General features: G+C 71.8%; 18 protein-coding genes. 8 read left to right on the plus strand and 10 right to left on the minus strand.

Annotation, left to right across the window (positions count from 1 at the left end; translation table 11 throughout):
- The first annotated feature begins 33 nt into the window (after positions 1 to 33).
- Positions 34 to 2769, plus strand: a complete 2736-nt coding sequence (gene ppc, locus ABD970_RS03875; protein WP_345294175.1) for a phosphoenolpyruvate carboxylase — start codon at positions 34 to 36, stop codon at positions 2767 to 2769.
- Positions 2770 to 2814: 45 nt separating this feature from the next.
- Here the strand turns inward: ppc and ABD970_RS03880 are convergent, their stop codons facing one another.
- A complete protein-coding gene (locus tag ABD970_RS03880; protein WP_345294176.1) occupies positions 2815 to 4488 on the minus strand; it encodes a hypothetical protein in 1674 nt (557 codons plus the stop codon).
- A 143-nt stretch (positions 4489 to 4631) separates the two neighbouring features.
- Here ABD970_RS03880 and ABD970_RS03885 point away from each other — a divergent pair, with 143 nt between their 5' ends.
- Complete coding sequence (locus tag ABD970_RS03885) at positions 4632 to 5741, plus strand: S-(hydroxymethyl)glutathione dehydrogenase/class III alcohol dehydrogenase (protein WP_345294177.1); 1110 nt, start codon at positions 4632 to 4634, stop codon at positions 5739 to 5741.
- 214 nt (positions 5742 to 5955) lie between these two features.
- Positions 5956 to 6807, plus strand: coding sequence for an S-formylglutathione hydrolase (gene fghA, locus ABD970_RS03890; protein WP_345294178.1), 852 nt, complete (start codon positions 5956 to 5958; stop codon positions 6805 to 6807).
- 143 nt (positions 6808 to 6950) lie between these two features.
- Here fghA and ABD970_RS03895 read toward each other — a convergent pair whose 3' ends face one another.
- The 5 genes from ABD970_RS03895 to ABD970_RS03915 form a co-directional block, all read right to left on the minus strand.
- Positions 6951 to 7667, minus strand: a complete 717-nt coding sequence (locus ABD970_RS03895) for a Dph6-related ATP pyrophosphatase (RefSeq protein WP_345294179.1) — start codon at positions 7665 to 7667, stop codon at positions 6951 to 6953.
- A gap of 99 nt (positions 7668 to 7766) precedes the next feature.
- Positions 7767 to 8108, minus strand: a complete 342-nt coding sequence (locus ABD970_RS03900; RefSeq protein WP_345294180.1) for a hypothetical protein — start codon at positions 8106 to 8108, stop codon at positions 7767 to 7769.
- A 126-nt stretch (positions 8109 to 8234) separates the two neighbouring features.
- The gene (locus ABD970_RS03905) at positions 8235 to 8876 is read right to left on the minus strand and encodes a 2-hydroxychromene-2-carboxylate isomerase (protein WP_345294181.1); all 642 of its coding nucleotides are present in this window, start codon (positions 8874 to 8876) and stop codon (positions 8235 to 8237) included.
- Between the two features lie 159 nt (positions 8877 to 9035).
- Positions 9036 to 10343, minus strand: coding sequence for an amidohydrolase family protein (locus ABD970_RS03910; RefSeq protein WP_345294182.1), 1308 nt, complete (start codon positions 10341 to 10343; stop codon positions 9036 to 9038).
- On the minus strand, positions 10340 to 11752 hold the full coding sequence (locus tag ABD970_RS03915; RefSeq protein WP_345294183.1) for an amidohydrolase: 1413 nt from the start codon (positions 11750 to 11752) through the stop codon (positions 10340 to 10342). The genes ABD970_RS03910 and ABD970_RS03915 overlap by 4 nt, the downstream gene beginning before the upstream one ends.
- 112 nt (positions 11753 to 11864) lie before the next feature.
- Here ABD970_RS03915 and ABD970_RS03920 point away from each other — a divergent pair, with 112 nt between their 5' ends.
- Together ABD970_RS03920 and ABD970_RS03925 are read left to right on the plus strand one after the other, a co-directional pair.
- Positions 11865 to 12641: an AMP nucleosidase gene (locus ABD970_RS03920; RefSeq protein ID WP_345294184.1), complete on the plus strand. Its 777-nt coding sequence runs from the start codon at positions 11865 to 11867 to the stop codon at positions 12639 to 12641.
- Between the two features lie 21 nt (positions 12642 to 12662).
- Positions 12663 to 13214 carry a DUF924 family protein gene (locus tag ABD970_RS03925; RefSeq protein ID WP_345294185.1) on the plus strand — a complete coding sequence of 184 codons (552 nt, stop codon included), beginning with the start codon at positions 12663 to 12665 and terminating at the stop codon, positions 13212 to 13214.
- A gap of 89 nt (positions 13215 to 13303) precedes the next feature.
- On the opposite strand, the gene ABD970_RS03930 is transcribed toward ABD970_RS03925, so the two are convergent.
- Entirely contained in the window at positions 13304 to 13630 is a 327-nt protein-coding gene (locus ABD970_RS03930; RefSeq protein WP_345294186.1) for a rhodanese-like domain-containing protein, read from the minus strand.
- Between the two features lie 35 nt (positions 13631 to 13665).
- On the opposite strand from ABD970_RS03930, the gene ABD970_RS03935 reads away from it, so the two are divergent.
- A complete protein-coding gene (locus tag ABD970_RS03935; protein WP_345294187.1) occupies positions 13666 to 14505 on the plus strand; it encodes a polysaccharide deacetylase family protein in 840 nt (279 codons plus the stop codon).
- 55 nt (positions 14506 to 14560) lie between these two features.
- Here the strand turns inward: ABD970_RS03935 and ABD970_RS03940 are convergent, their stop codons facing one another.
- The 3 genes from ABD970_RS03940 to ABD970_RS03950 form a co-directional block, all read right to left on the minus strand.
- Positions 14561 to 15181, minus strand: a complete 621-nt coding sequence (locus tag ABD970_RS03940) for a methyltransferase domain-containing protein (RefSeq protein WP_345294555.1) — start codon at positions 15179 to 15181, stop codon at positions 14561 to 14563.
- A 65-nt stretch (positions 15182 to 15246) separates the two neighbouring features.
- Entirely contained in the window at positions 15247 to 15888 is a 642-nt protein-coding gene (locus ABD970_RS03945; RefSeq protein ID WP_345294556.1) for an SGNH/GDSL hydrolase family protein, read from the minus strand.
- 76 nt (positions 15889 to 15964) lie between these two features.
- Complete coding sequence (locus tag ABD970_RS03950) at positions 15965 to 17236, minus strand: aminotransferase class I/II-fold pyridoxal phosphate-dependent enzyme (protein WP_345294188.1); 1272 nt, start codon at positions 17234 to 17236, stop codon at positions 15965 to 15967.
- Positions 17237 to 17455: 219 nt separating this feature from the next.
- On the opposite strand from ABD970_RS03950, the gene rsgA reads away from it, so the two are divergent.
- Both rsgA and ABD970_RS03960 read left to right on the plus strand, forming a co-directional pair.
- Positions 17456 to 18511: a ribosome small subunit-dependent GTPase A gene (rsgA, locus tag ABD970_RS03955; protein WP_345294557.1), complete on the plus strand. Its 1056-nt coding sequence runs from the start codon at positions 17456 to 17458 to the stop codon at positions 18509 to 18511.
- Positions 18512 to 18593: 82 nt separating this feature from the next.
- Positions 18594 to 20939, plus strand: a complete 2346-nt coding sequence (locus tag ABD970_RS03960; RefSeq protein ID WP_345294558.1) for an NADP-dependent malic enzyme — start codon at positions 18594 to 18596, stop codon at positions 20937 to 20939.
- Positions 20940 to 20974 lie beyond the last annotated feature (35 nt).

Raw genomic sequence — 20974 nt, forward strand, 5'->3', positions numbered from 1 at the left:
GGTAACGACCCGCGTTCCGATAGGCTATCGCGCATGACCGACACCGCCGCCCCCGCCGACGACCACGACCCGCTGCGCGACGACCTTGCGTTCGCGAAGACCGATGACCTGCTGCGCGACGACGTGCGCGTGCTCGGCGCGCTGGTCGGCGACATGCTCGCCGAACAGCTGTCGCCAGATTTCCTTGCCCGGGTCGAGGCGCTGCGCCGCGCGGCCATCCTGCGCCGCGAACAGGGCGAGGCGCCCGATGCGCTGGCCGCCGAACTGGCACAGGTGCCGCTGGCGGATGCCGACGCGCTGGTACGTGCCTTCGCCGCCTATTTCGGGGCCACCAACATCGCCGAGCGCGTGCATCGCATCCGCCGTCGCCGCGACTACCAGCGTGCCGGCGGCGCCCCGCAGCCTGGCGGGCTGGAGGCGACCCTGCGCGCGCTGCAGGCCGATGGCGTGGGGTACGAGGACGTGGCGGCGTTGCTGCCGCGCCTGCACATCGAACCGGTGTTCACCGCGCACCCCACCGAGGCCGTGCGCCGCGTGCTGCTGGAGAAAGAGCACGAGATCGTGCGCCGGCTGGTGGCCGACATCGACCGCACCCGCACGCCCGCCGAGCGCGACTCGGACCTCGAGCGCATCCGCCTGGCGCTCACCGCGACCTGGCAGACCTCGGAAACCCCGCCGACCCGGCCGACCGTCGCCGACGAGCGCGACCACGTCGGTTTCTACCTGGGCGAGGTGCTGTACCGGGTGCTGCCGGTGTTCCATGAGACCTTCGCCGCCGCCATCGAACGCGTGTACGGCGAACGCCCCACGCTGCCGCCCCTGCTGCGCTTCGGCACCTGGGTCGGCGGCGACATGGACGGCAACCCCAACGTCGGCGCCGGCACCATCCTCGCCGCGCTGTCGGCGCAGCGCGCACAGGTGCTGCGCAACTACCGGGTCGACCTCCGCCGACTGGCCGGGGTGCTGACCCAGACCCGCGAGCGCGTCGGCATCGACGACGCGATCGATGCGCGGATCGAGGCGTATCGCGCCAGCCTGCCGGACCCGCCGCCGCCCAACCCGCGCCAGGCCGACATGCCGTACCGGCAACTGCTGGAACTGGTGATCACGCGCCTGCGCGCTACCGGGGACGGGCACGAGGCGGGCTACGACGGCCCCGCCGCGATGCTGGCGGACCTGTCGGCGATCGACGCCAGCCTGTCGCGCCATCGCGGTGAACACGCCGGCCGGTTCGCGCTGCGCCGGATCATGCGCCGGTTGCAGGCGTTCGGCTTCCACCTGGCGGCGCTCGACCTGCGGCAGGATTCGGCCTGGCACGACGAAGCCCTGGGCGTGATCGACGGCGACCCCGGTTGGGCCGATCGCGACGTGTCGGCCCGCGTCGAGCGCTTGCATGCGCTGGTCGCCGGCGATCCCGCGCGCGGGGTGGTCGACGACGACGGCATCGCCCGATCCACGCTGGACGTCTTCCGTGCCGTGGTCGAGGCCCGCCGCCGCTTCGGGCGCGACGCGATCGGGCCGTACATCGTCAGCATGAGCCGCAGCGCCGCCGATGCGCTCGCGGTGCTCGCCCTGGCGCGGCTGGCCGGTTGCGTCGAGGACGGCCAGGTACCGCTGGACGTGGCGCCGCTGTTCGAAACCGTGGCCGACCTGGAGGCCGCGCCGGCGGTGATGCGCGCACTCTTCGACGATCCCGCGTACCGCGTCCACCTGCGCGCGCGCGGCGATCGCCAGACCGTGATGCTCGGGTATTCCGACAGCGCCAAGGATGGCGGCCTGCTCGCCTCGCGCTGGGCACTGCAGCGCACCCAGGTCGCGCTGACCGCGCTGGCGCAGGCCTCGGGCGTGCGCATCGCGTTCTTCCATGGCCGTGGCGGCTCGGTCAGCCGTGGCGGCGGCAAGACCGAACGCGCCATCCTCGCCGCGCCGCGCGGTTCGGTGGCCGGGACCCTGCGCGTCACCGAGCAGGGCGAGGTCATCCATCGCAAATACGGGATCCGCGCCCTGGCACTGCGCAACCTGGAGCAGACCACCGGGGCCGTGCTGCGCGCCAGCCTGCGGCCGCGGCCCGTGGATGCGCGCGAGGACCGCTGGCGCGAGATCGGGGCCGAACTGGCCGGCGTCGCCCGCGAGCGCTATCGCGCCCTGGTCTACGACGATCCGCGCTTCGACGACTATTTCCGCACCGCGACGCCGATCGACCTGATCGAGCGCCTGCAGATCGGCTCGCGTCCGTCGCGGCGGCGCGAGGGCGGCATCGCCAACCTGCGCGCGATCCCGTGGGTGTTCGCGTGGTCGCAGAATCGCTCGGCGCTGACCGCGTGGTACGGCGTCGGCCATGCGCTCCGGCATGGCATCGAGCGGCATGGACGGGAGGCGATGGCGGAGATGGCGCGCGACTGGCCGTTCTTCGGCACCCTGCTCGACGACATGGAGATGGCGCTCGCCAAGTCCGACATCGGCATCTTCGAGCGTTACTCGCGCCTGTCGGGCGACCTGCACGATGCCCTGTTCCCCGGCATCGCCGCTGCGCACCGGGACACGCGCGACGCCGTGCTCGCCCTGCGCGACGAGCAGGACCTGCTGAGCCACGACCCGCGCCTGCGGCTGTCGATCCGCCTGCGCAACCCCTACGTGGACCCGATCAGCCTGCTGCAGGTGGAGCTGCTGCGCCGATGGCGCGAGGACGGTCGCCAGGACGACGCCACGTTGCGGGCGCTGATGGCAACCGTCAACGGCATCGCGGCCGGCATCCAGAACACCGGCTGAGGGCGCTCGCCGGCCGCGTGCAGCGCAAACGCGCCGGTCGGGCCGCTAGTACCGGGACGCCACCAGGGGGGCGTCGGCCCACTGCCAGGCCTCGGCGTAGGCGGCCATGCTCTCGCTGGCCGCGCTCGCGTCGCCCGAGGCGCGCTGCGCCTGCGCCAGCCCGTACAACGACCAGCCGTTGCGCGGATAGGCCCGGAGATCCTCCGCGTACGCGTCGGCAGCCTCCCGGGCGCGACCGGCGTCCAGCAGGGCCGCGCCCAGGTAGGGCCGGACCGGAAGCGGCCAGTCGGCCGGCTCGTTGTAGCGCAGCGCGTCCTCGGCGCGTGCGGCCTCGCGCAGTGCCGCGATGCCGGCTTCGCGCTCGCGCCGCGCCAGCGCCAGCTCCCCGCGCAGCATCGCGGAGGCGACCGCCAGCACCTTGTCGGCGCCGTTGATGTCCCACAGCACGAGGGCCTCCATCGCCGGGTCGCGGGCGACCGCTTCGAGTGCGGACAGCTCGCGGGCCGCGGCTGCGTGGTCGCCCGTGCGGGTGGCCGCCATCCCGCGCGCGAAATGCCAGATCGCGGTCGGATAGGGCAGGGTCGAGGGCGGGGCGGCCTGGGACAGGATCCAGTCCCAGTCGCCGAAGCGCACCCGCGCCATCAAGGGCGCGACGATGAATTGCTGCATGAAATTGAGCGCTTCAAGCTGGTCGTGGTCGGCCCGGGCCGCCGTCTGCCGCGCGGCCTCCAGCGCCAGCGTGCGCGAACCGGTCAGCGACGCGGTCATCGCCGCGAAATGCCAGTTGTGCGGCACGTAGCCCAGCGGATAGACGCCGTTGCTGCCGCCGCACACGGCGAGGAAGGCCTTGTCGGCGGTGGTGGCGGCGAAGTTGGTCAGGGTCGCGTCGTGGTAGCGGCCGATGCGGATGTAGGTATGCGCCGGCATGTGCACCAGGTGCCCGGACCCGGGCGCGAGCGCGGCGATGGCGTCGGCGTAGGGCTCGGCGCGGCCCGGGTCGTTGGAGGCCTCGGTGGCGTGGATGTAGTAGTGCATCGCGCCGACATGCCGCGGGTTGCGCCGGAGCACGCGCTCGAGCGTGGCCAGGATTTCCGGGGTGTGCTCGGTCGGCGCGCCGTCTTTTGTCCAGTACGCCCACGGCGAGAGGTCCATGCGCGCCTCGGCGTGCAGGGTGGCGATGTCGTCATCGTCGGCGAAGGCCGCGGCGGCGGCCCGCATCGCATCGGCGTAGGCGACATCCAGCGCGCTCCGGTCCTCCGGCGCGGGAGCGGCGTAGCGCAGCACCAGCGCGTCGATCAACGCGCGGTCCGCGGGCCGCGCGGTCGCCGACAGCGCCTGGGCCTGGCGGGCGAGCCGGGTCGCTTCCGCCGCGAGCGCCGGATCCATCGGCAGGTTGATGTTCGGCCCGAGCACCAGCGCCTGGCCCCAGGCGCAGGCCGCGCAGGCGGGATCCAGCCGCGCGGCCTCAGCGAACGCCCGGCCCGCGGCCTCGTGGTTGAAGCCGTAGGCCAGTCGCAGCCCTTGGTCGAAATACCGCTGGGCCGCCGGGACGGGGGTCCCGATGTCGCGGTGCAGGTCGCCGAAGGTCTCGAACAACGGCGGCGCGGCGGATGGCACCACGGTGGTGGCCGGTACCGCGCCGCGGGGCTGCGGTGCCTCGCAGGTCGACAGGCACAGGACCAGGGCGGCGGACAGGGGAAGGGAGCGGCGGAGTTGCATGGCCTTTCTCCTCGCAGGTTGCCGGAGGTGCTTCGTGGCAACGCATGCGGCGGCGTGGACCGGTCAGGGGCGCCGGGCCGGGGCGCCATGACGCCCGCGGCGGCCTCGCGCCATACTGGGAAGCCCGAATCCCGGAGCGATCCATGAAGTCACGTGCCGCCGTCGCCTTCGAGGCCGGAAAGCCCCTTGAAATCGTCGAGATCGACGTCGAACCGCCCAGGGCCGGCGAAGTGCTGGTCAGGATCCACGCCACCGGCGTCTGCCACACCGACGCCTTCACGCTCAGTGGCGACGACCCGGAGGGCATCTTCCCCTCGGTGCTCGGGCACGAGGGCGGCGGGGTGGTGGTCGAGGTCGGCGAAGGAGTCGCCAGCGTCAAGCCGGGCGACCACGTCATCCCGCTGTACACGGCCGAATGCCGGCAGTGCAAGTTCTGCAAGTCGGGCAAGACCAACCTGTGCCAGGCGGTGCGCGCCACCCAGGGCAAGGGCCTGATGCCCGACGGCACCACGCGGTTCTCGTACCAGGGAAAACCCATCCACCACTACATGGGTTGCAGCACCTTCAGCGAATACACCGTGGTGCCGGAGATCTCGCTGGCCGTGGTGAACCCGGAGGCGGCGCTGGAGAAGGTGTGCCTGCTGGGCTGCGGCGTCACCACCGGCATCGGTGCCGTGCACAACACGGCCAAGGTGCAGCCCGGCGACAGCGTGGCGGTGTTCGGACTCGGCGGCATCGGGCTGGCGGTGATCCAGGGCGCGAAGCAGGCGAAGGCCGGACGCATCCTGGCCATCGACACCAACCCCGGGAAGTTCGAGCTGGCCCGGTCGATGGGCGCGACCGACTGCGTCAACCCCAAGGATCACGACAAGCCGATCCAGGACGTCATCGTCGAGATGACCGACGGCGGCGTCGACTACAGCTTCGAATGCATCGGCAACGTCGACGTGATGCGCGCGGCGCTGGAGTGCTGCCACAAGGGCTGGGGCGAGAGCGTCATCATCGGCGTCGCCGGCGCCGGGCAGGAGATCCGCACGCGGCCGTTCCAGCTGGTGACCGGCCGCGTCTGGCGCGGCACCGCCTTCGGCGGCGTGCGCGGTCGCACCGAATTGCCGGGCATGGTCGAGCAGTCGATGCGCGGCGAGATCGACCTCGATCCCTTCATCACCCACACCCTGCCGCTGGAGCGCATCAACGAGGCCTTCGAGCTGATGCATGAAGGCAAGTCGATCCGCACGGTGATCCATTTCTGACCTCCCCTTCTCCCGCCTGCGGGAGAAGGGGACGCGAAGGGCCGGATGAGGGCGCTTCTACCGACGCACTCTTTCCCCGCCCTCCGCTTCGCGCCCCGGCCCTCGCGCAAAACGTCCTGGCGTTCCGTGACGCACGAACCGGTGGTTCGCAAACGCCTCCCCTCACCCCGCACGCCGGAGAGGGGCCAATCCACAGCAATCGATCGGAATCCACATGGAACGCATCGAACACCACGCCAGCTTCGGCGGCTGGCAGGACGTCTACCGGCATCGCTCCGAGGTGCTGGACTGCGACATGGAAGTCGGCGTCTATTTCCCGCCGCAGGCCGACCCCGGCCACCCCGACCACGGACCCTGCCCGGTGCTGTACTGGCTGTCGGGCCTGACCTGCAGCGCGCAGAACTTCATCACCAAGGCTGGCGCGCAACGCCACGCGGCCGAGCACGGCCTCATCCTGGTCGCCCCGGACACCAGTCCGCGCGGCGACGCCGTCGCCGATGCCGAGGGCTACGACCTGGGCCAGGGCGCCGGGTTCTACGTCAATGCCACGCAGGCGCCTTGGGACGCGCACTACCGCATGTACGACTACATCGTCGACGAGCTGCCGGCATGGGTGGAAGCCGATCCCGTGGCCAGCGGCGCGCGCGCGATCAGCGGGCATTCGATGGGCGGGCACGGGGCGTTGGTGATCGCGCTGCGCAACCCGGGGCGCTACCGCAGTGTGTCGGCGTTCTCGCCCATCGTGGCGCCGTCGCGCGTGCCCTGGGGCGAAAAGGCGTTCGGCGCCTACCTCGGTGCCGATCGCGATGCCTGGGCGGCGTACGACGCGGTCGCGCTGGTCGCGGGCGCGGAGGAGCGGCTGCCGCTGCTGGTCGACCAAGGGGGCGACGACGAATTCCTTTCCGGACAACTCAAACCCGAGCTGCTCCAGGCTGCCTGCGACGCCGCCGGGCACCCGTTGACCCTGCGGCTGCAGCCCGGCTACGACCACAGCTATTACTTCATCGCCAGCTTCATCGGCGAGCACATCGCGCACCATGCCCGGGCCCTGCGCCGCAAAGCGTAGCCCGCAACTTCGTTGCGCCGCCCGCCGTGCGGCGATGCACGGGGCCTGCAGGCCCAGCCCGGCGCTGCGCCATCGATGCGCCTGCGTTTGCAGGCGCGCCCCGCCCCTGCAGGATTCCTGAGGTCGGGCGCCGTCCGGAAAGGTCAGGCGGTTGCGTTGGCCAGTGGGCCCCGAGAGCGGGGCAAGCGGAAGTCCGTGTACGCGAAACGCCCGTCGCGCAGCACGGTCCGGCCGGGTTGGAGGTCGATGCCCTGCGCGAACATCGGTCCGGCCCGCACGCAAGTGTGGAACTCGCCGTTCTCCCCGCAAGGGTCGACGCATTCGGGCAGGGCGTCGAGCAGGGCCTGGTCGAAGGCACGGCCCGCGAACCCTGCATCGAGCTGTGCGGTGTCCACGCAGCACAGGTGCGCGCGCAATCCGGCCGCGTGCATCGCCCGGGCCGTGCGCGCGGTATGCCCCGGCGAGGGGTCGAAGATCGGGAACCGGGCCGTCCACCCCAGCCGCGCGCACAGCGCTTCCCGCCACGCGCGGATGTCGGCCAGGAACAGGTCGCCGAAGGCGATGTCGCGCAGCCCCGGCCAGCGGGCACCCGCATCCGCCAGCGCCTGGGCGAACGCGGCTTCGTAGATCTCGTTGCTGGCGTGTTGCGGCATCCGCGATTCAACGACCGGCAACCCGGCGGCTTCGGCCTGCGCGCGTAGCACCTCGACGCGGATCCCCTGCATGGCGATGCGCTCGTAGCCCTCGGTGATCGTGGTCAGCAGGCCGACGACGGCGACGTCGTCGCGCTGGTGCAAGACGTGCAGCGCCCACGCGGCGTCCTTGCCGCCGCTCCATGACAACAGCACCGGCGTGCTCATGCGTCCCGTCGTGGGCAGGGGCTAGCGTGGAACGCCGCCCGGGGACGGAACGACGCGGCGAGGAGGGCGAAGCGCCAATGCGGCGTGACGTCGGAGCCCTCAGGCCGCCGACACATCGCGCAGCTGCCAGGTGTTGCCGGCCAGCAGGCGCAGGCGATGCTTGAACAAGCCGCCGGGCAGCGTCGTGGTCACGATCAGGTCGGCATGCAGGTCGTCGGGCTCGCCGAGCACGGTCGCGTCCGGGTCGGTGGCGCCCATCGAGGGATCGACGGCGTCAGGATCATCCTGCGTCGCGCGCCAGCGCTGGAACAGCGCGTCGCTGCGCAACGCGTCCTGCAGCTCGGCGGCCAGCCCTTCGGCGCCGCGGGATCGGAAGCCGAACTCGCCGGCGGCCTGCGCCTGCTCGGCGTCGGGAATGCGGATGTAGTAGCGCGTGGCCATGGGTGTCTCCGGGCGAGGGGCAGTGGCCAGCGTAACGTCGCATGCGCTGCGATGGCGTCAACGGCACGGCCGGGCGCCTGCCAGGGTCGCGGTGCGGCGATCTCGCGGCGCCTCGCGAGCGGTGCCTCAGGCGCGACGCACGCCCACCGGCAGCGACGCGACGCGTTGCATCTCGGCCTCGGCGAGCAGGGACGGCTCCTCGAGCACGGAGACCGCGAACGCGTGGGCGTCGTCGCCCCAGAACAGGTCGCTCCCCACCGCCAGCGTCGGCACGCCGAACACGCCCGCGGCGATCGCCGCCTCGGTATTGGCGCGCAGGGTCGACTTCCCCTCGTCGCTGCCCAGCGCGTCGGCGGCGACGCCGAGTTCGCGCAGCAAGGGTGCGAGCGCCTCCACGCTGCCGGCATCGCGCCCCTGCGCCCAGATCCAGTCGTAGATCGCCGTCGTCGCCTCGGGCGTGTTGCCGGCGGCCACGGCCAGCCGCAGCGCCGCCAGTGGATTGAACGGATGCGCCGGCGGGAAGCGCAGCGGGGTGCCGCGACGCCGCGCCTGCCAGAGCACGTGGCGGTAGGTGAAGGTGCGCTTGGCGGGGATCTCCGCGGGCCCCTTGTGCCCGTTGGCCTCCAAGACCGCGGCGAACAGGATCGGCACCACCTCCACGGCGTGCGTTTGCATCAGCGCCCGCACCTTCGGCCAATGCAGGTAGGCGAAGGGCGAGATGAAGTCGTGGTACCAGGTAAGCGTCGCACCGGAGCCTTGCATCGTCATGCCTCGTTGTCCTCGCTGGCCAGGGGTGGAAATGTTGTGCCCGCCCACATGACCGTGCGCCAGCGCCGCGATCATGCCGCCGCCAACGCCGCCACCGGGCAGCCCGGCTGGCTCCGGGCTCGCATGCCCCGGGTGCGGACGTGGTGCAGCGGGCGGTGCCTAGCGCACCGTCGCCGGATAGGCGCGCGGCATGTCGCCGCCCTCGATGCTCGGTGCCGTGCGCAGGTAGCGTTCGAACAGTTCCGTCTGCCGCGTGCGCATCGGCATCGCGCGGCCATCGAGCCAGACCTGTTGCACGAGGCTGGTCACCTCCAGCGGATCGCCGTCCCAGAGCACCAGGTCGGCGCGCATGCCGGGTGCGATGCCGCCGATGCGGTCGCCGGCGCCGAAGGCCTCGGCCGGCACGCGGGTCAGGCCGGCCAGGCCGTCCTCCCAAGGGAGGCCGTTGGCGACGGCATTGCCGGCGAGCTGGCGGATCTTGCGCGCGTTGTGCGACGAGTCTCCGGCCTGGGTGAAGCCCACGGCCACGCCCGCGGCACGCAGGCGCGCGGCGGTCTCCAGGCTGGCGCCGAGCTGGTCGAAGCTGGCCGGCAGGTTGGCCAGCGGATCGACGAACACCGGCACCCTGGCCGCGGCGAGTTCCGGTGCCAGCTTCCAGGCCTCGGCGCCGCCGCTGATGGCGATGCGCACGCCGTGGCGCTTCGACCAGCGCAACAGCTGGCGGATGTCGGCGGCGCGATGCACGCCGACCAGCACGCGTCCGCCGCCGTCGATGTAGTGGGCGAGCGTGCGACGACCGGCCGGCGTCAGCAGGGCCATGTCCGAGCCTTGCGGAATCCGGCCGCGGATCTCGTCGATCAACTGGTCGAGCAGCATCCACTGCGCGGCGCGCGTCTTGCCGGTGAGGTTGGCCGCCGAACCGCCGCCGAGTTCCACGAAGAGCACGCGCGGTCCGGCCGGGTCGATCCCGCCGTCCAGCCGCATCAAGGCGCCCTGGCCGCCGATGAACGAGCCGCCCGGGGTCGCGTCGGCGCCGAGCAGGGTGAAGCCGATGCCCTCCACGCGCGCGATCGGAACCAGCACCGAGTCCGGGTTGTAGGCCAGCGTGACGTCGAACTCCGGCCGCACCACCATGTCCTTGGCGCCGCTGCCCAGCGCCAGTGCATGGTCGCTGGTGGCCTCCTCGGCGGAAACCTCTTCCAGTCCGATGCCGGTGACGCCGCCGAACAGCGCCGGCGTCAGCGGCTTGCCCTGGGCGTCGACCACCTGGGCGCCGCCGGCCGACAGGCCGTTGCCGACGGCGGCGATCCGGCCGCCGCGCACCAGGACGTCCGCGTTCTGCAAGGTGCCGCGCGTGGTCGCGGTGTGCACGGTAGCGTTGCGGATCAGCAGGTCCTGCGCCCACGCGGCGCCTGCGGCCAGCCACAGGCACGCTGCGGCGGCGGCAATCATCGGCAAGCGGTTCATGGGGCACCTCCATTGGTGGTGCCCTGGCCGAGCATGAAGTCCGAGCGTGGCTGCCGCGTCGGGTCGTTGCGATCGAAGACCCGGGCGCCGTCCACGTAGACCTGTTCGGCGCGCGCGTAGACGCTGAAGGGGTTGCCGTTCCACAGCACCACGTCGGCCATCTTGCCCGGCGCGAGGGTGCCGGTGCGGTCGAGGATACCCATGGCCTTGGCCGGGTTCTGCGTGATCCAGCGGATCGCACGCTCCGGCGGGATGTCCATGCCGGCGCGGCGGGCATGGGCCATCACCTTGGCGGCTTCCTGGTTGAGCCGCTGGATGCCTTCGGAGGAATCGGAATGCACGATCGCGCAGCCGTTGGCGGGCCGGTCGACCAGGGCGATGTTCTCCTGGATGCCGTCGAAGGCCTCCATCTTGAAGCCCCACCAGTCGGCCCACAGTGCGCCGCACACGCCTTCGGCTGCAAGCCGGTCGGCGATCTTGTAGGCCTCCACGCCGTGGTGGAACGCGGACACCTTGAAGCCGAACTCGCGCGCCAGGTCCAGCATCACCGCCATTTCGTCGGCGCGGTAGCAATGGATGTGGACGAGGATGTCGCCATCCATCGCCGCGGCCAGGGTGTCGAGCTTGAGGTCGCGCTTGCCGGCGTCCTTGCCGTTCCCCGCGCCGCCCTTGCCGCGCTTCTTGCGGTATTCGCTGGCATCGATGAAGGCGGCGCGGTAGCCGGCGACGTTGCCCATGCGCGTTGACGGCCCGCCCTTCTGGCCGTACACGCGCTTGGGATTCTCGCCGCAGGCCATCTTCAGGCCCCAGGGCGCGCCCGGGAATTTCATTCCCTGCATGGTGGTGGCCGACACGTTCTTGAGCGTCACGCCGCGACCGCCGACCAGGTTCGCCGAGCCGGGCAGCACCTGCATCGAGGTCACGCCGCCGGCCAGCGCGGTGTGGAACCCCGGATCCTGCGGCCACACGGAATGCTCGGCCCAGACGTTGGCGGTCACCGGCGCGGTGGCCTCGTTGCCGTCGCTGTGCGCGCTGGCGCCGGGGCTGGGATACACGCCCAGGTGCGAATGCACGTCGATCAGGCCAGGCGTCACCCACTTGCCGGTGCCGTCGACGCGCGTGGCGTTGGCCGGCGCGGCCAGGCCGCTGCCCACCGCCACCACCTTGCCGTCCTGGAGCAGCACGTCGGCACCATCCAGGCGCTCGCCGCTGCCGGTGAGGACCGTCGCGCCGGATATGAGCACCGGCGGCGCGGCGATGGCGCGGTAGGTGCTGGGATAGGGATCGTCGGTGAAGCGCGCGGCGGGCGCCGGGCTCTCGCTGGTCGTCGCCGCGTCGGTGCTGGCGCAGCCGGTCGCGAGCGCCGTGGCGATCGCCGCGGTGATCGCGGCAAGCAGGGTGCGGTGCATGGTGGTCTCCACGGGGACAGCGTGCACCGTAGCCGCGGCCGCCAGCGCTGCCAAGTGCAGGCGGTCATGGCCGTGCACCCGTGACAGAATGCCGACGACGGGAGGACACGCGATGCGCGAGAAGGAACAGATCGTCGGCAACTGGCTGCCGCGCTACACCGGCGTGCCGCTGGACGGCTTCGGCGACCACGTCCTGCTGACCAATTTCGGCGGCTACCTCGGCCACTTCAGCCGGCTCACCGGTGCCGAGGTCGTGGGCTTGGACCGGCCCATGCCCAGCGCCACCGCCGACGGCATCACCATGATCAATTTCGGCATGGGCAGCCCCAACGCCGCGACCATGATGGACCTGCTGTCGGCGGTGATGCCGCAGTCGGTGCTGTTCCTGGGCAAGTGCGGCGGGCTCAAGCGCAAGAACCAGCTCGGCGACCTGGTGTTGCCGATCGCGGCGATCCGCGGCGAAGGCACCAGCGACGACTACCTGCTCCCCGAGGTGCCGGCGCTGCCGGCCTTCGCCCTGCAACGCGCGGTGTCCACCATGATCCGCGACCACGGGCTGGACTACTGGACCGGCACCGTCTACACGACCAACCGCCGCGTCTGGGAGCACGACGACGCGTTCAAGGAACGGCTGCGGCAGATGCGCTGCATGGCGATCGACATGGAGACCGCGACCATCTTCGCCGCGGGCTTCGCCAACCGGATTCCCTGCGGCGCGCTGTTGCTGGTCTCCGACCAGCCCATGGTGCCCGAGGGCGTCAAGACCGAAGTGTCCGACGCCAAGGTGAGCGCCGAGTACGTCGAAAGCCACATCCAGGTCGGCATCGAGGCGCTGCGGCTGATCCGTCGGCATGGCAAGTCCGTGCGGCACCTGCGGTTCGACGAGTAGCCGGCGCGCGCGGAGGCAGCGGTGCAGCAGGCAGCATTACAGCAGGCGAGGGACATCGTGGCGTTCTGGCGCCAGGCCGGGCCGGGCAAGTGGTTCGCGAAGGACGATGCCTTTGACGCCGCCATCCGGCAGCAGTTCGAGGCCCTCCACTTCGCCGCGGCGCGCCGCGAACTCGACGACTGGCTCGATGACGCGGAGGGTGCGCTGGCCTTGCTGCTCCTGCTCGACCAGTTTCCGCGCAACCTGTTCCGTGGCAGCGCCCATGCCTGGGCCGCCGATCCGCTGGCGCGGCATGTGGCGGGCCGCGCGATCGTCCGTGGCCACGACGCCGCCTTCGATCCGCAGCTGCGGGCCTTCTTCTACCTGCCCTACGAGCATGCCGAGGACGTGCAGGACCAGGCGCGGTCGGTCGAGCTGTTCCGCGCGCTGGGCAACGTGGGCTACCTGGACTACGCGCTCGAGCACCAGCGGATCATCGAGCGCTTCGGCCGCTTCCCCCATCGCAACCATGCGCTGGGCCGGACCAGCACGCCGGAAGAACAGGCCTGGCTGGAGGCTGGCGGCGGCTTCTGAACCAATGGGTCGATGGCGTGCACCCTGGCCGGGCGAAGCGTTGCCAGCATCGCAAGCCTCGATGCGGTGCGGCCTTCGACGGCTCGCGGTCAGTAGCGCGGAATCGTCGGGTCGACCTCGCACGCCCAGGCCTCGATCCCGCCGACGACGTTGTGCACCTCGCGAAATCCCTGGGCGAGGAAATACCGCGCCGCCTGTTCACTGCGCACGCCGTGGTGGCAGAGGAAGGCGAGGGCCTGGTCGCGGGGCCGGGCCATCAACCGCTCCAGGCCGCCCGACTCGAGGCTTTCGTAAGGCACCGGCACGGCGGCGAGGGCGCGCTCGCCCGGCGGACGCACGTCGACGAGGACCAGCGTGCCGGCGCGGACGCGGTCTAGGGCTTCCCCTGCACTCAAGGTTTGAACCGGATCGGACATCGGGCCAGTGTAGGCGCGCGTGGCATGATCCGGCCATGTCGTCGCCTGCCACGCCGCTGCACCGCGTCCCGCCGCATCCGCGCAGGATCTGGATCGGCTTCGTGCTGTCGCAAATGATCGTGGCCGCGCTGTGGTGGTGGCTGGGCTGGCGCGCGGGCCTGCCCGCGATGGTGCTGTCGCACCTGTCGCTCTTCTGGGGCGCGCTGTGGCCGCAGTCGCGCCTCTACGGTCCGGCGCTGTCGAGGCTGCCCGTGGCGGACAAGCGCGTCTGGCTGACCATCGACGACGGCCCGTCCGGTGATACCGCCGCGATCCTCGACCTGCTCGATGCACACGGCGCCAAGGCCACCTTCTTCCTCGTCGGCGAGCGCGCCGCGGCGCGGCCCGACCTGGTCCGTGCCATCGCCGCGCGCGGCCACGGCATCGGCAACCACAGCCAGGCCCATCCCTCGCGCTGGTTCTGGGCACTGGGGCCACGACGCATGCGCGAGGAGATCGCGGGCGGGCAGGCGATCCTGCGCGGGATCACCGGGCAGCCCCCGCGCTGGTTCCGCGCGGTGGTGGGCATGGCCAACCCGTTCACCGTGGCGCCGCTGCGCGAGCACGGCCTGTCGCGCGTGGCCTGGAGCGCACGCGGCTTCGATGCGGTCGCGCCGGATCCGGCCACGGTGGTGTCGCGGATCGAGCGCACGCTGGCGCCCGGCGCGATCGTGCTGATGCACGAGGGCGCGGGCCATGGCCGCAGTGTCGACGCGATGGCGCTGCTGCTGCGGCGATTCGATGCACTGGGCTACGGCACGCTGTTGCCTGAGGCCCTGGAAGGCGACCCACGATCCCGGGCGCGACCCGTGGCCGCCGGCGCCCACGCACCCTGAAATCCAGCTGGTTCGCTAGCGTGTCCACTGGCCAAGTCCAACGCCCGCACGTGCATCAGCGCGTCGCCACCACCAGCCAGTTGTTGAACGGCGTGTCGCCATGCAGGGGCGTGAAGTGCGCCGTCAGTCCCGCAAGCCGAAAGCGGGCCTCGAGGCCGGCGCGGGTCGGATAGGACTTCGGCGTCGACACCATCCATCCGAGCCAGTGCGCGACGCGATCGGCCAGGCGGGTGGCGCGGCCGCGACCGCTGTCGTCGTCCAGTCCGGTGCGGATCACCAGCCGCGCGCCGGGCGCCAGCCGGTCGATGGCGTCCGCCAGCAGTTGGCGGCGCTGCTCGCGGGTCAGGTACTGCAGCACGTCCAGCAGGGCGACGCTGCCGGCATGCGCCGGCAGGCCCTGTTCGACGTCGACCACGTCGAAGCGCACCGCGTCCAGCCCGGCGCGCGCCGCGGCCCTGGCGGCGCGCGCGATCTTGCCGGCGTCCACGTCGACGCCCGCGTACGCGACCCGCTGCCCGTCCAGCCGCAAGGCATGCGCCAGCAGTCCCAAGCCGCAACCCAGGTCGAGCAGCGGCGCATCGCAGCCCCGCAGCGCGGCGAGCACGCCGGGATACAGCGGATCGCTGCGCAGCTTGCCGAGGCTGTAGTAGTAGTCGAAGCGATTGCCCAGCGGCATCGCCGGGCGGAACGCGTCGGCGATGCGTTGCGCGTCGCCGCGGCCGAACGGCCGCGTCGCGGCATTCACCGGCCGTCGCCGAGCAGTCGCCGGGCCACCGGCAGCGCCAGCTCGACCCACAGCCGGTACATCGCCGCCGACGGATGCAGGCCGTCGTCGACCAGCATCGCGTCCTCGTCGCCCCGCGCGCGGCTGGGCCGGGAGACATCGACGAAGGCGACGTCGCGCGCCTCGCAAAGCTCGCGTGCAACGGCGTTGTAGTCGTCCAGCTCGCGGCTCACCTGTGCCAGGTCGCGCCCTGAGGCGGCGCCGAAGCGCGTCGCGCCCCAGTCCGGGATGCCAAGGACGAGCACCCGGTCGTTGCGGCCGCCGGCCAGTTCGATCGCGCGCGCCAGCAGCGCCGTGAACTCGTCGCGGTACTCGCCGGCACTGCGCCCGCGGTACTGGTTGTTCACGCCGATCAGCAGGCTGACGAAATCGAAGCGCCCCAGCGGCCCTGCCTGGTCCATCGCCGCGGACAGCTCGTCCGTGGTCCAGCCGGTGGTGGCGATGATGCGGGGATCGGCCAGCGCGATGCCGTCCGCGCGCAGGCGCGCCGCCAGTTGCACGGGCCAGCGCCCGTCGGCGTCGACGCCTTCGCCGATGGTGTAGCTGTCGCCGAGCGCCAGGAACGACAGCGACCGCGGGGCCGCGCCTGCGGGCGGCATGCCGGAGGAGGCCGGGGACGTGGTGCAGCCGGCGGCGACCGCCATCATGCCGGCAGCCGCGAGGGCGAGGAGGGCGTCAACCCGAGGCCGCACGTCGCGTCGCGAGGTCGACCGGGGCCGCGCGGCGCGCCGTGGCGCGACGTTGCAGCACCCGGTCGATGCGGGCGAAGACGTCCCGCAGCACGTCGGGTTCGGGCAGCAGGGTCACCCGGAAGTGGTTGCGGTAGGGCACGTTGAAGCTGGAGCCCGGCACCACCAGCACGCCCTCGGTCTCCAGCAGCTCGAGGGCGAAGGCATGGTCCTCGAAACCCGACGCGGCATCGCCCACCACGCCGGGGAACGCATAGAGCGCACCGGACGGCGCGACCAGCTGGAGGTGCTCGCTCGCCGCGCAGCTGTCGAGCACCGCCCGCCGCGCCTCGTGCAGCCGGCCACCGGGCGCGCACAACGGCGCGATGGTGTCCGCGCCCTGCAGCGCCGCCTCGATCGCGAACTGCCCGGGCACGTTGGCGCACAGCCGGAGCGCGCCGAGCAGGTCCATCGCATGCTGGAAACCCGCGCAGCGCCGCGCATCGCCCGACAGCACCCCCCAGCCCACGCGCCAGCCGCAGGCGCGATGCACCTTCGACAATCCGCCCAGCGACAGGCACGGCACGTCGCCGGCCAGCGGCGCCAGCGGCTGGAAGCGCGCGTCCTCGTAGAGCACGCCGTCGTAGATCTCGTCGGCCATCAGCAGCAGGCCGTGCTTCTCGGCGATGCGGACGATGCGCTCGAGCAGGGCGCGCGGGTAGGTGGCGCCGGTCGGGTTGTTGGGGTTGATCAGCACGATGGCGCGGGTGCGCGACGACACCAGCGCCTCGATCTCGTCGGGGTCCGGCAGGAAGTCGTTGGCGACCTTGCAGCGGTAGTACACCGGGCGGCCGTCGTTGAGGATGGTGGCGGCCGACCACAGCGGGTAGTCGGGCGAGGGCAGCAGGACCTCGTCGCCGGGATTGAGCAGGGCGCGCAGGGAGATGTCGATCAGTTCGCTGACGCCGTTGCCGACGAACACGCGTTCGGCGTCCGCGTCGATCGCGCCGCGGGCGCGGTGGAAGGCGGCGATGGCCTCGCGCGCCGCGGGCAGGCCCTGCTGGTGCGTGTAGGGATCGGTGTCGTGGATGCGGTCGGCGATCGCGCGTTGCAGGTGGTCCGGCGCGCGGAAGCCGAAGGCGCCCGGGTTGCCGATGTTGAGCTTGACGAGTTCGCGGCCCTGCGCTTCCAGCTCCCGTGCCCGGCGCGCCAGTTCTCCCCGGATTTCGTACCGGACTTCGGACAGGCGGGCGCGGGTGGCGAGCGGGTCGTGCGGCATGGGAAGCGGGCGGCGCGGAATTGGCCGCAAGCCTAGCGGAAAAGCCGCCGCGTCGCCGAACGCCGGCGAGCACGACAAGGGCAGGATGGAGGGGTCCGGCGAGGCCGCGAGCGCGCCGGCCCGGGCGCGGCCCTACAATCCCTGCATGCACCCCGCCCGCCGCCCCGCTTGAGCCCCCGCTTCGACGCCCTGCGGGCGATCGGCTGGCCGTTCGAGGGCATGCCGCCGCCGGGGCCATGGCAGGACGCGATGCAGGCGCACCCGGGTGCGCGACCGGCCCGCGTCATCGAGCAGCATCGTTCCGGCTACATCGTCGCCGAAGGCCTCGCGGGCGGTTTCGCGGTGGAGTCCCTGCCCGATTGGCAACGCCCACGCCTCCCCCCCGGCGAGCGTCCCGCAGTCGGCGACTGGCTGCTGGTCGAGGGGGATGCGGCCGGCGACGCGCGTGCCGCCGCGCTGCTGCCGCGGCGCACCGCGATCAAGCGCGGGGCCGCCGGCGAGCACTACGGGCAACAGGTCATCGCCGCCAACATCGACATCGTGTTCGTGGTCACCGGCCTGGACGGCGACTTCAACCCGCGCCGCATCGAGCGCTACCTGCTGCTGGTGCAAAGCGGCGGCGCGCGGCCGGTCGTGGTGCTGACCAAGGCCGATCGCGACGGTGTCGACGACACCGCGGCCCGCGCCGAACTGACCGACGCCATCGGCGCGGGCGTGCCGGTGGTTGCGGTCAATGCCAAGGATCGCGGCAGCGTCGCCGCGCTGGAGCAATGGCTCCCGCCGGGGAGTACCGCGGTGCTGGTCGGCAGTTCCGGCGCTGGCAAGTCGACGCTGACCAACACCCTGCTCGGCATCGAGAAGATGAAGACCGGCGCGGTGCGCGAGTCGGACGCCCGCGGCCGCCACACCACCACCCATCGCGCGCTGATCCCGCTGCCGAGCGGTGCCTGCCTGATCGACACCCCGGGCATGCGCGAGCTCAAGCCCACCGGCGAGGAGCGCCTGGCCGATGGCGGGTTCGAGGACATCGAGGCGCTGGCCGGCGACTGCCGCTTCCGCGACTGCCGCCACGATCGCGAACCCGGCTGCGCCGTGCGCGCAGCCATCGATGCCGGTGCGCTCGACGCGCAACGCTTCGCCAACTACCTCAAGTTGCGCGACGAGCTGGCCGGCGCCGCGGACCAGCTGGCCACCCGCCAGGCCCAGAAGGCCGACGAGCGCGTGCAGGGCAAGGCCTTGAACAAGCGGCTGGACGACAAGTACGGCAGGCATTGAGCGAACCGCCGGCCAGCGCGGCCAACGCCTGCCTACGGCACCTGCGGCTAGAATGACCGGCCCGACCGCCGTGCCGAGCGCCATGCCCGACCAGACGCGCGACAACCCCGATCCCGATGCTATCCAGAAGGGCGACGACTTCAAGCAGGCCGCGCTGGATTACCACCGCCTGCCGCCCTACGGGAAGATCAAGGTCTCGCCGACCAAGCCGATGGTCACCCAGCGCGACCTCGCGCTGGCCTACTCGCCGGGCGTGGCCTACGCCTGCGAGGCCATCGTCGCCGACCCCAATGCCGCGAGCACGCTGACCGCGCGCGGCAACCTGGTGGCGGTGATCAGCAACGGCACCGCGGTCCTCGGCCTGGGCGACATCGGCCCGCTCGCCGGCAAGCCCGTCATGGAAGGCAAGGGCGTGCTGTTCCAGAAGTTCGCCGGCATCGACGTGTTCGACATCGAGATCGACGAGCGCGACCCGGACAAGCTGGTCGACATCATCGCCAGCCTCGAGCCGACCTTCGGCGGCATCAACCTCGAGGACATCAAGGCCCCCGAGTGCTTCATCGTCGAGCGCAAGCTGCGCGAGCGGCTCAACATCCCGGTGTTCCACGACGACCAGCACGGCACCGCCATCATCGTCGGCGCCGCGGTGGTCAACGCGCTGGAAGTGGTCGGCAAGAAGATCGAGGACGTGACGCTGGCGACGGCCGGCGCCGGCGCCGCAGGCATCGCCTGCCTGGACATGCTGGTGGCGCTGGGCATGAAGCCGCAGAACATCCTGGCGGTCGACCGCGACGGCGTGCTCTACACCGGCCGCCACAACATGGACCCGGACAAGCAGCGTTACGCGCGCGACACGGCCAAGCGCACGCTGGCCGACATCGTCGACGGCGCGGACGTCTTCCTTGGCCTGTCCGCCGGCGGCGTGCTCAAGCCGGAGATGGTCGCCACCATGGCCGAGCGCCCGGTGATCCTGGCGCTGGCCAACCCCTACCCGGAGATCCTGCCCGAGGACGCGAAGGCGGTGCGCCCGGATTGCGTCATCGCCACCGGGCGCTCGGACTACCCCAACCAGGTCAACAACGCGCTGTGCTTCCCGTACATCTTCCGCGGCGCGCTGGACGTGGGCGCGCAGGAGATCGACGAGTCGATGAAGCTGGCCTGCGTGCGCGCCATCGCCGCGCTGGCCAAGGCCGAATCCACCGACCTGGGCGGCGCCTACGGCGGCGACGTGACCAGCTTCGGCGCCGACTACATCATCCCGCGCCCGTTCGATCCGCGCCTGCTCACCGAGCTGGCGCCGGCGGTGGCGAAGGCGGCGATGGAATCGGGCATCGCGCTGCGCCCGATCACCGACATGGAGGCCTACCAGGAGCAGCTGGCGCAGTTCATCTTCCGCACCGGCCTGCTGATGAAGCCGGTGTACGACCGTGCCCGCAGCGACCGCAAGCGCGTGGTCTACGCCGAGGGCGAGGAGTTCACCGTGTTGCGCGCGGTGCAGACCGTGATCGACGAGGGCCTCGCCCATCCGATCCTGGTGGGCCGCCCCAAGGTGATCCAGTCGCGCATCGAGAAGCTCGGCCTGCGCATGCGCGAGGGCGTGGACTTCGAGCTGACCAACATCAACTCCGACCCGCGCTTCGACGACTACTGGCAGCAGTACCACGCCCTGACCCAGCGCCGCGGCGTGACCCCGGATGCCGCCAAGAACCTGATCCGCTCCCGGCCGACGCTGATCGCGGCGCTGATGGTCGAGCGCGGGGAGGCCGACGCCATGCTCTGCGGCGTGATCGGCCGCTTCCACAAGAAGCTCGGCTACCTGCGCAGCATCTTCGACTTCGACCCGGGCGTCACCGGCACCGCGGCGATGACCGGCGTGATCAACGACCAGGGTGCGTGGTTCTTCCTCGACACGCACGTCCAGCCGGATCCCACCGCCGAGCAGATCGCCGAGGCGACGCTGCAGGCCAGCTACCGGCTCAAGCTGTTCGGCATCGAGCCCAAGGTGGCGCTGCTCTCGCACTCCAGCTACGGCAGCCACGACAACCCCTCGGCGGCCAAGATGCGCAAGGCGGTGGAGATCATCAAGCAGCGCATGCCGCGGCTCGAGGTCGACGGCGAGATGATGGCCGACGTGGCCTGGAACGAGACCCTGCGCAAGCGGGTGTTCCCCAACGCCACCCTGCACGGCCGCGCCAACCTGTTCGTGATGCCCAACCTGGACGCGGCCAACATCACCTACAACATGACCCGGGTGATGACCGACGGCGTCGCGCTGGGCCCGATCCTGATGGGCCTGGACCAGCCGGCGCACATCCTCACCCCGGACTCCACGCCCCGCCGCGTGGTGAACATGACCGCCATCGCCGCCGTCGATGCCCAGATCCGGGCCGTGGGCCGCGCCGGCCCGCTGGGGAGGCGTCCCGCCTGAACACGCGCCGGGCGGCGCCGTGAAGGCCGCGTCGA

Source organism: Luteimonas vadosa (assembly GCF_039543545.1).
Classification (GTDB): Bacteria; Pseudomonadota; Gammaproteobacteria; order Xanthomonadales; family Xanthomonadaceae; genus Luteimonas; species Luteimonas vadosa.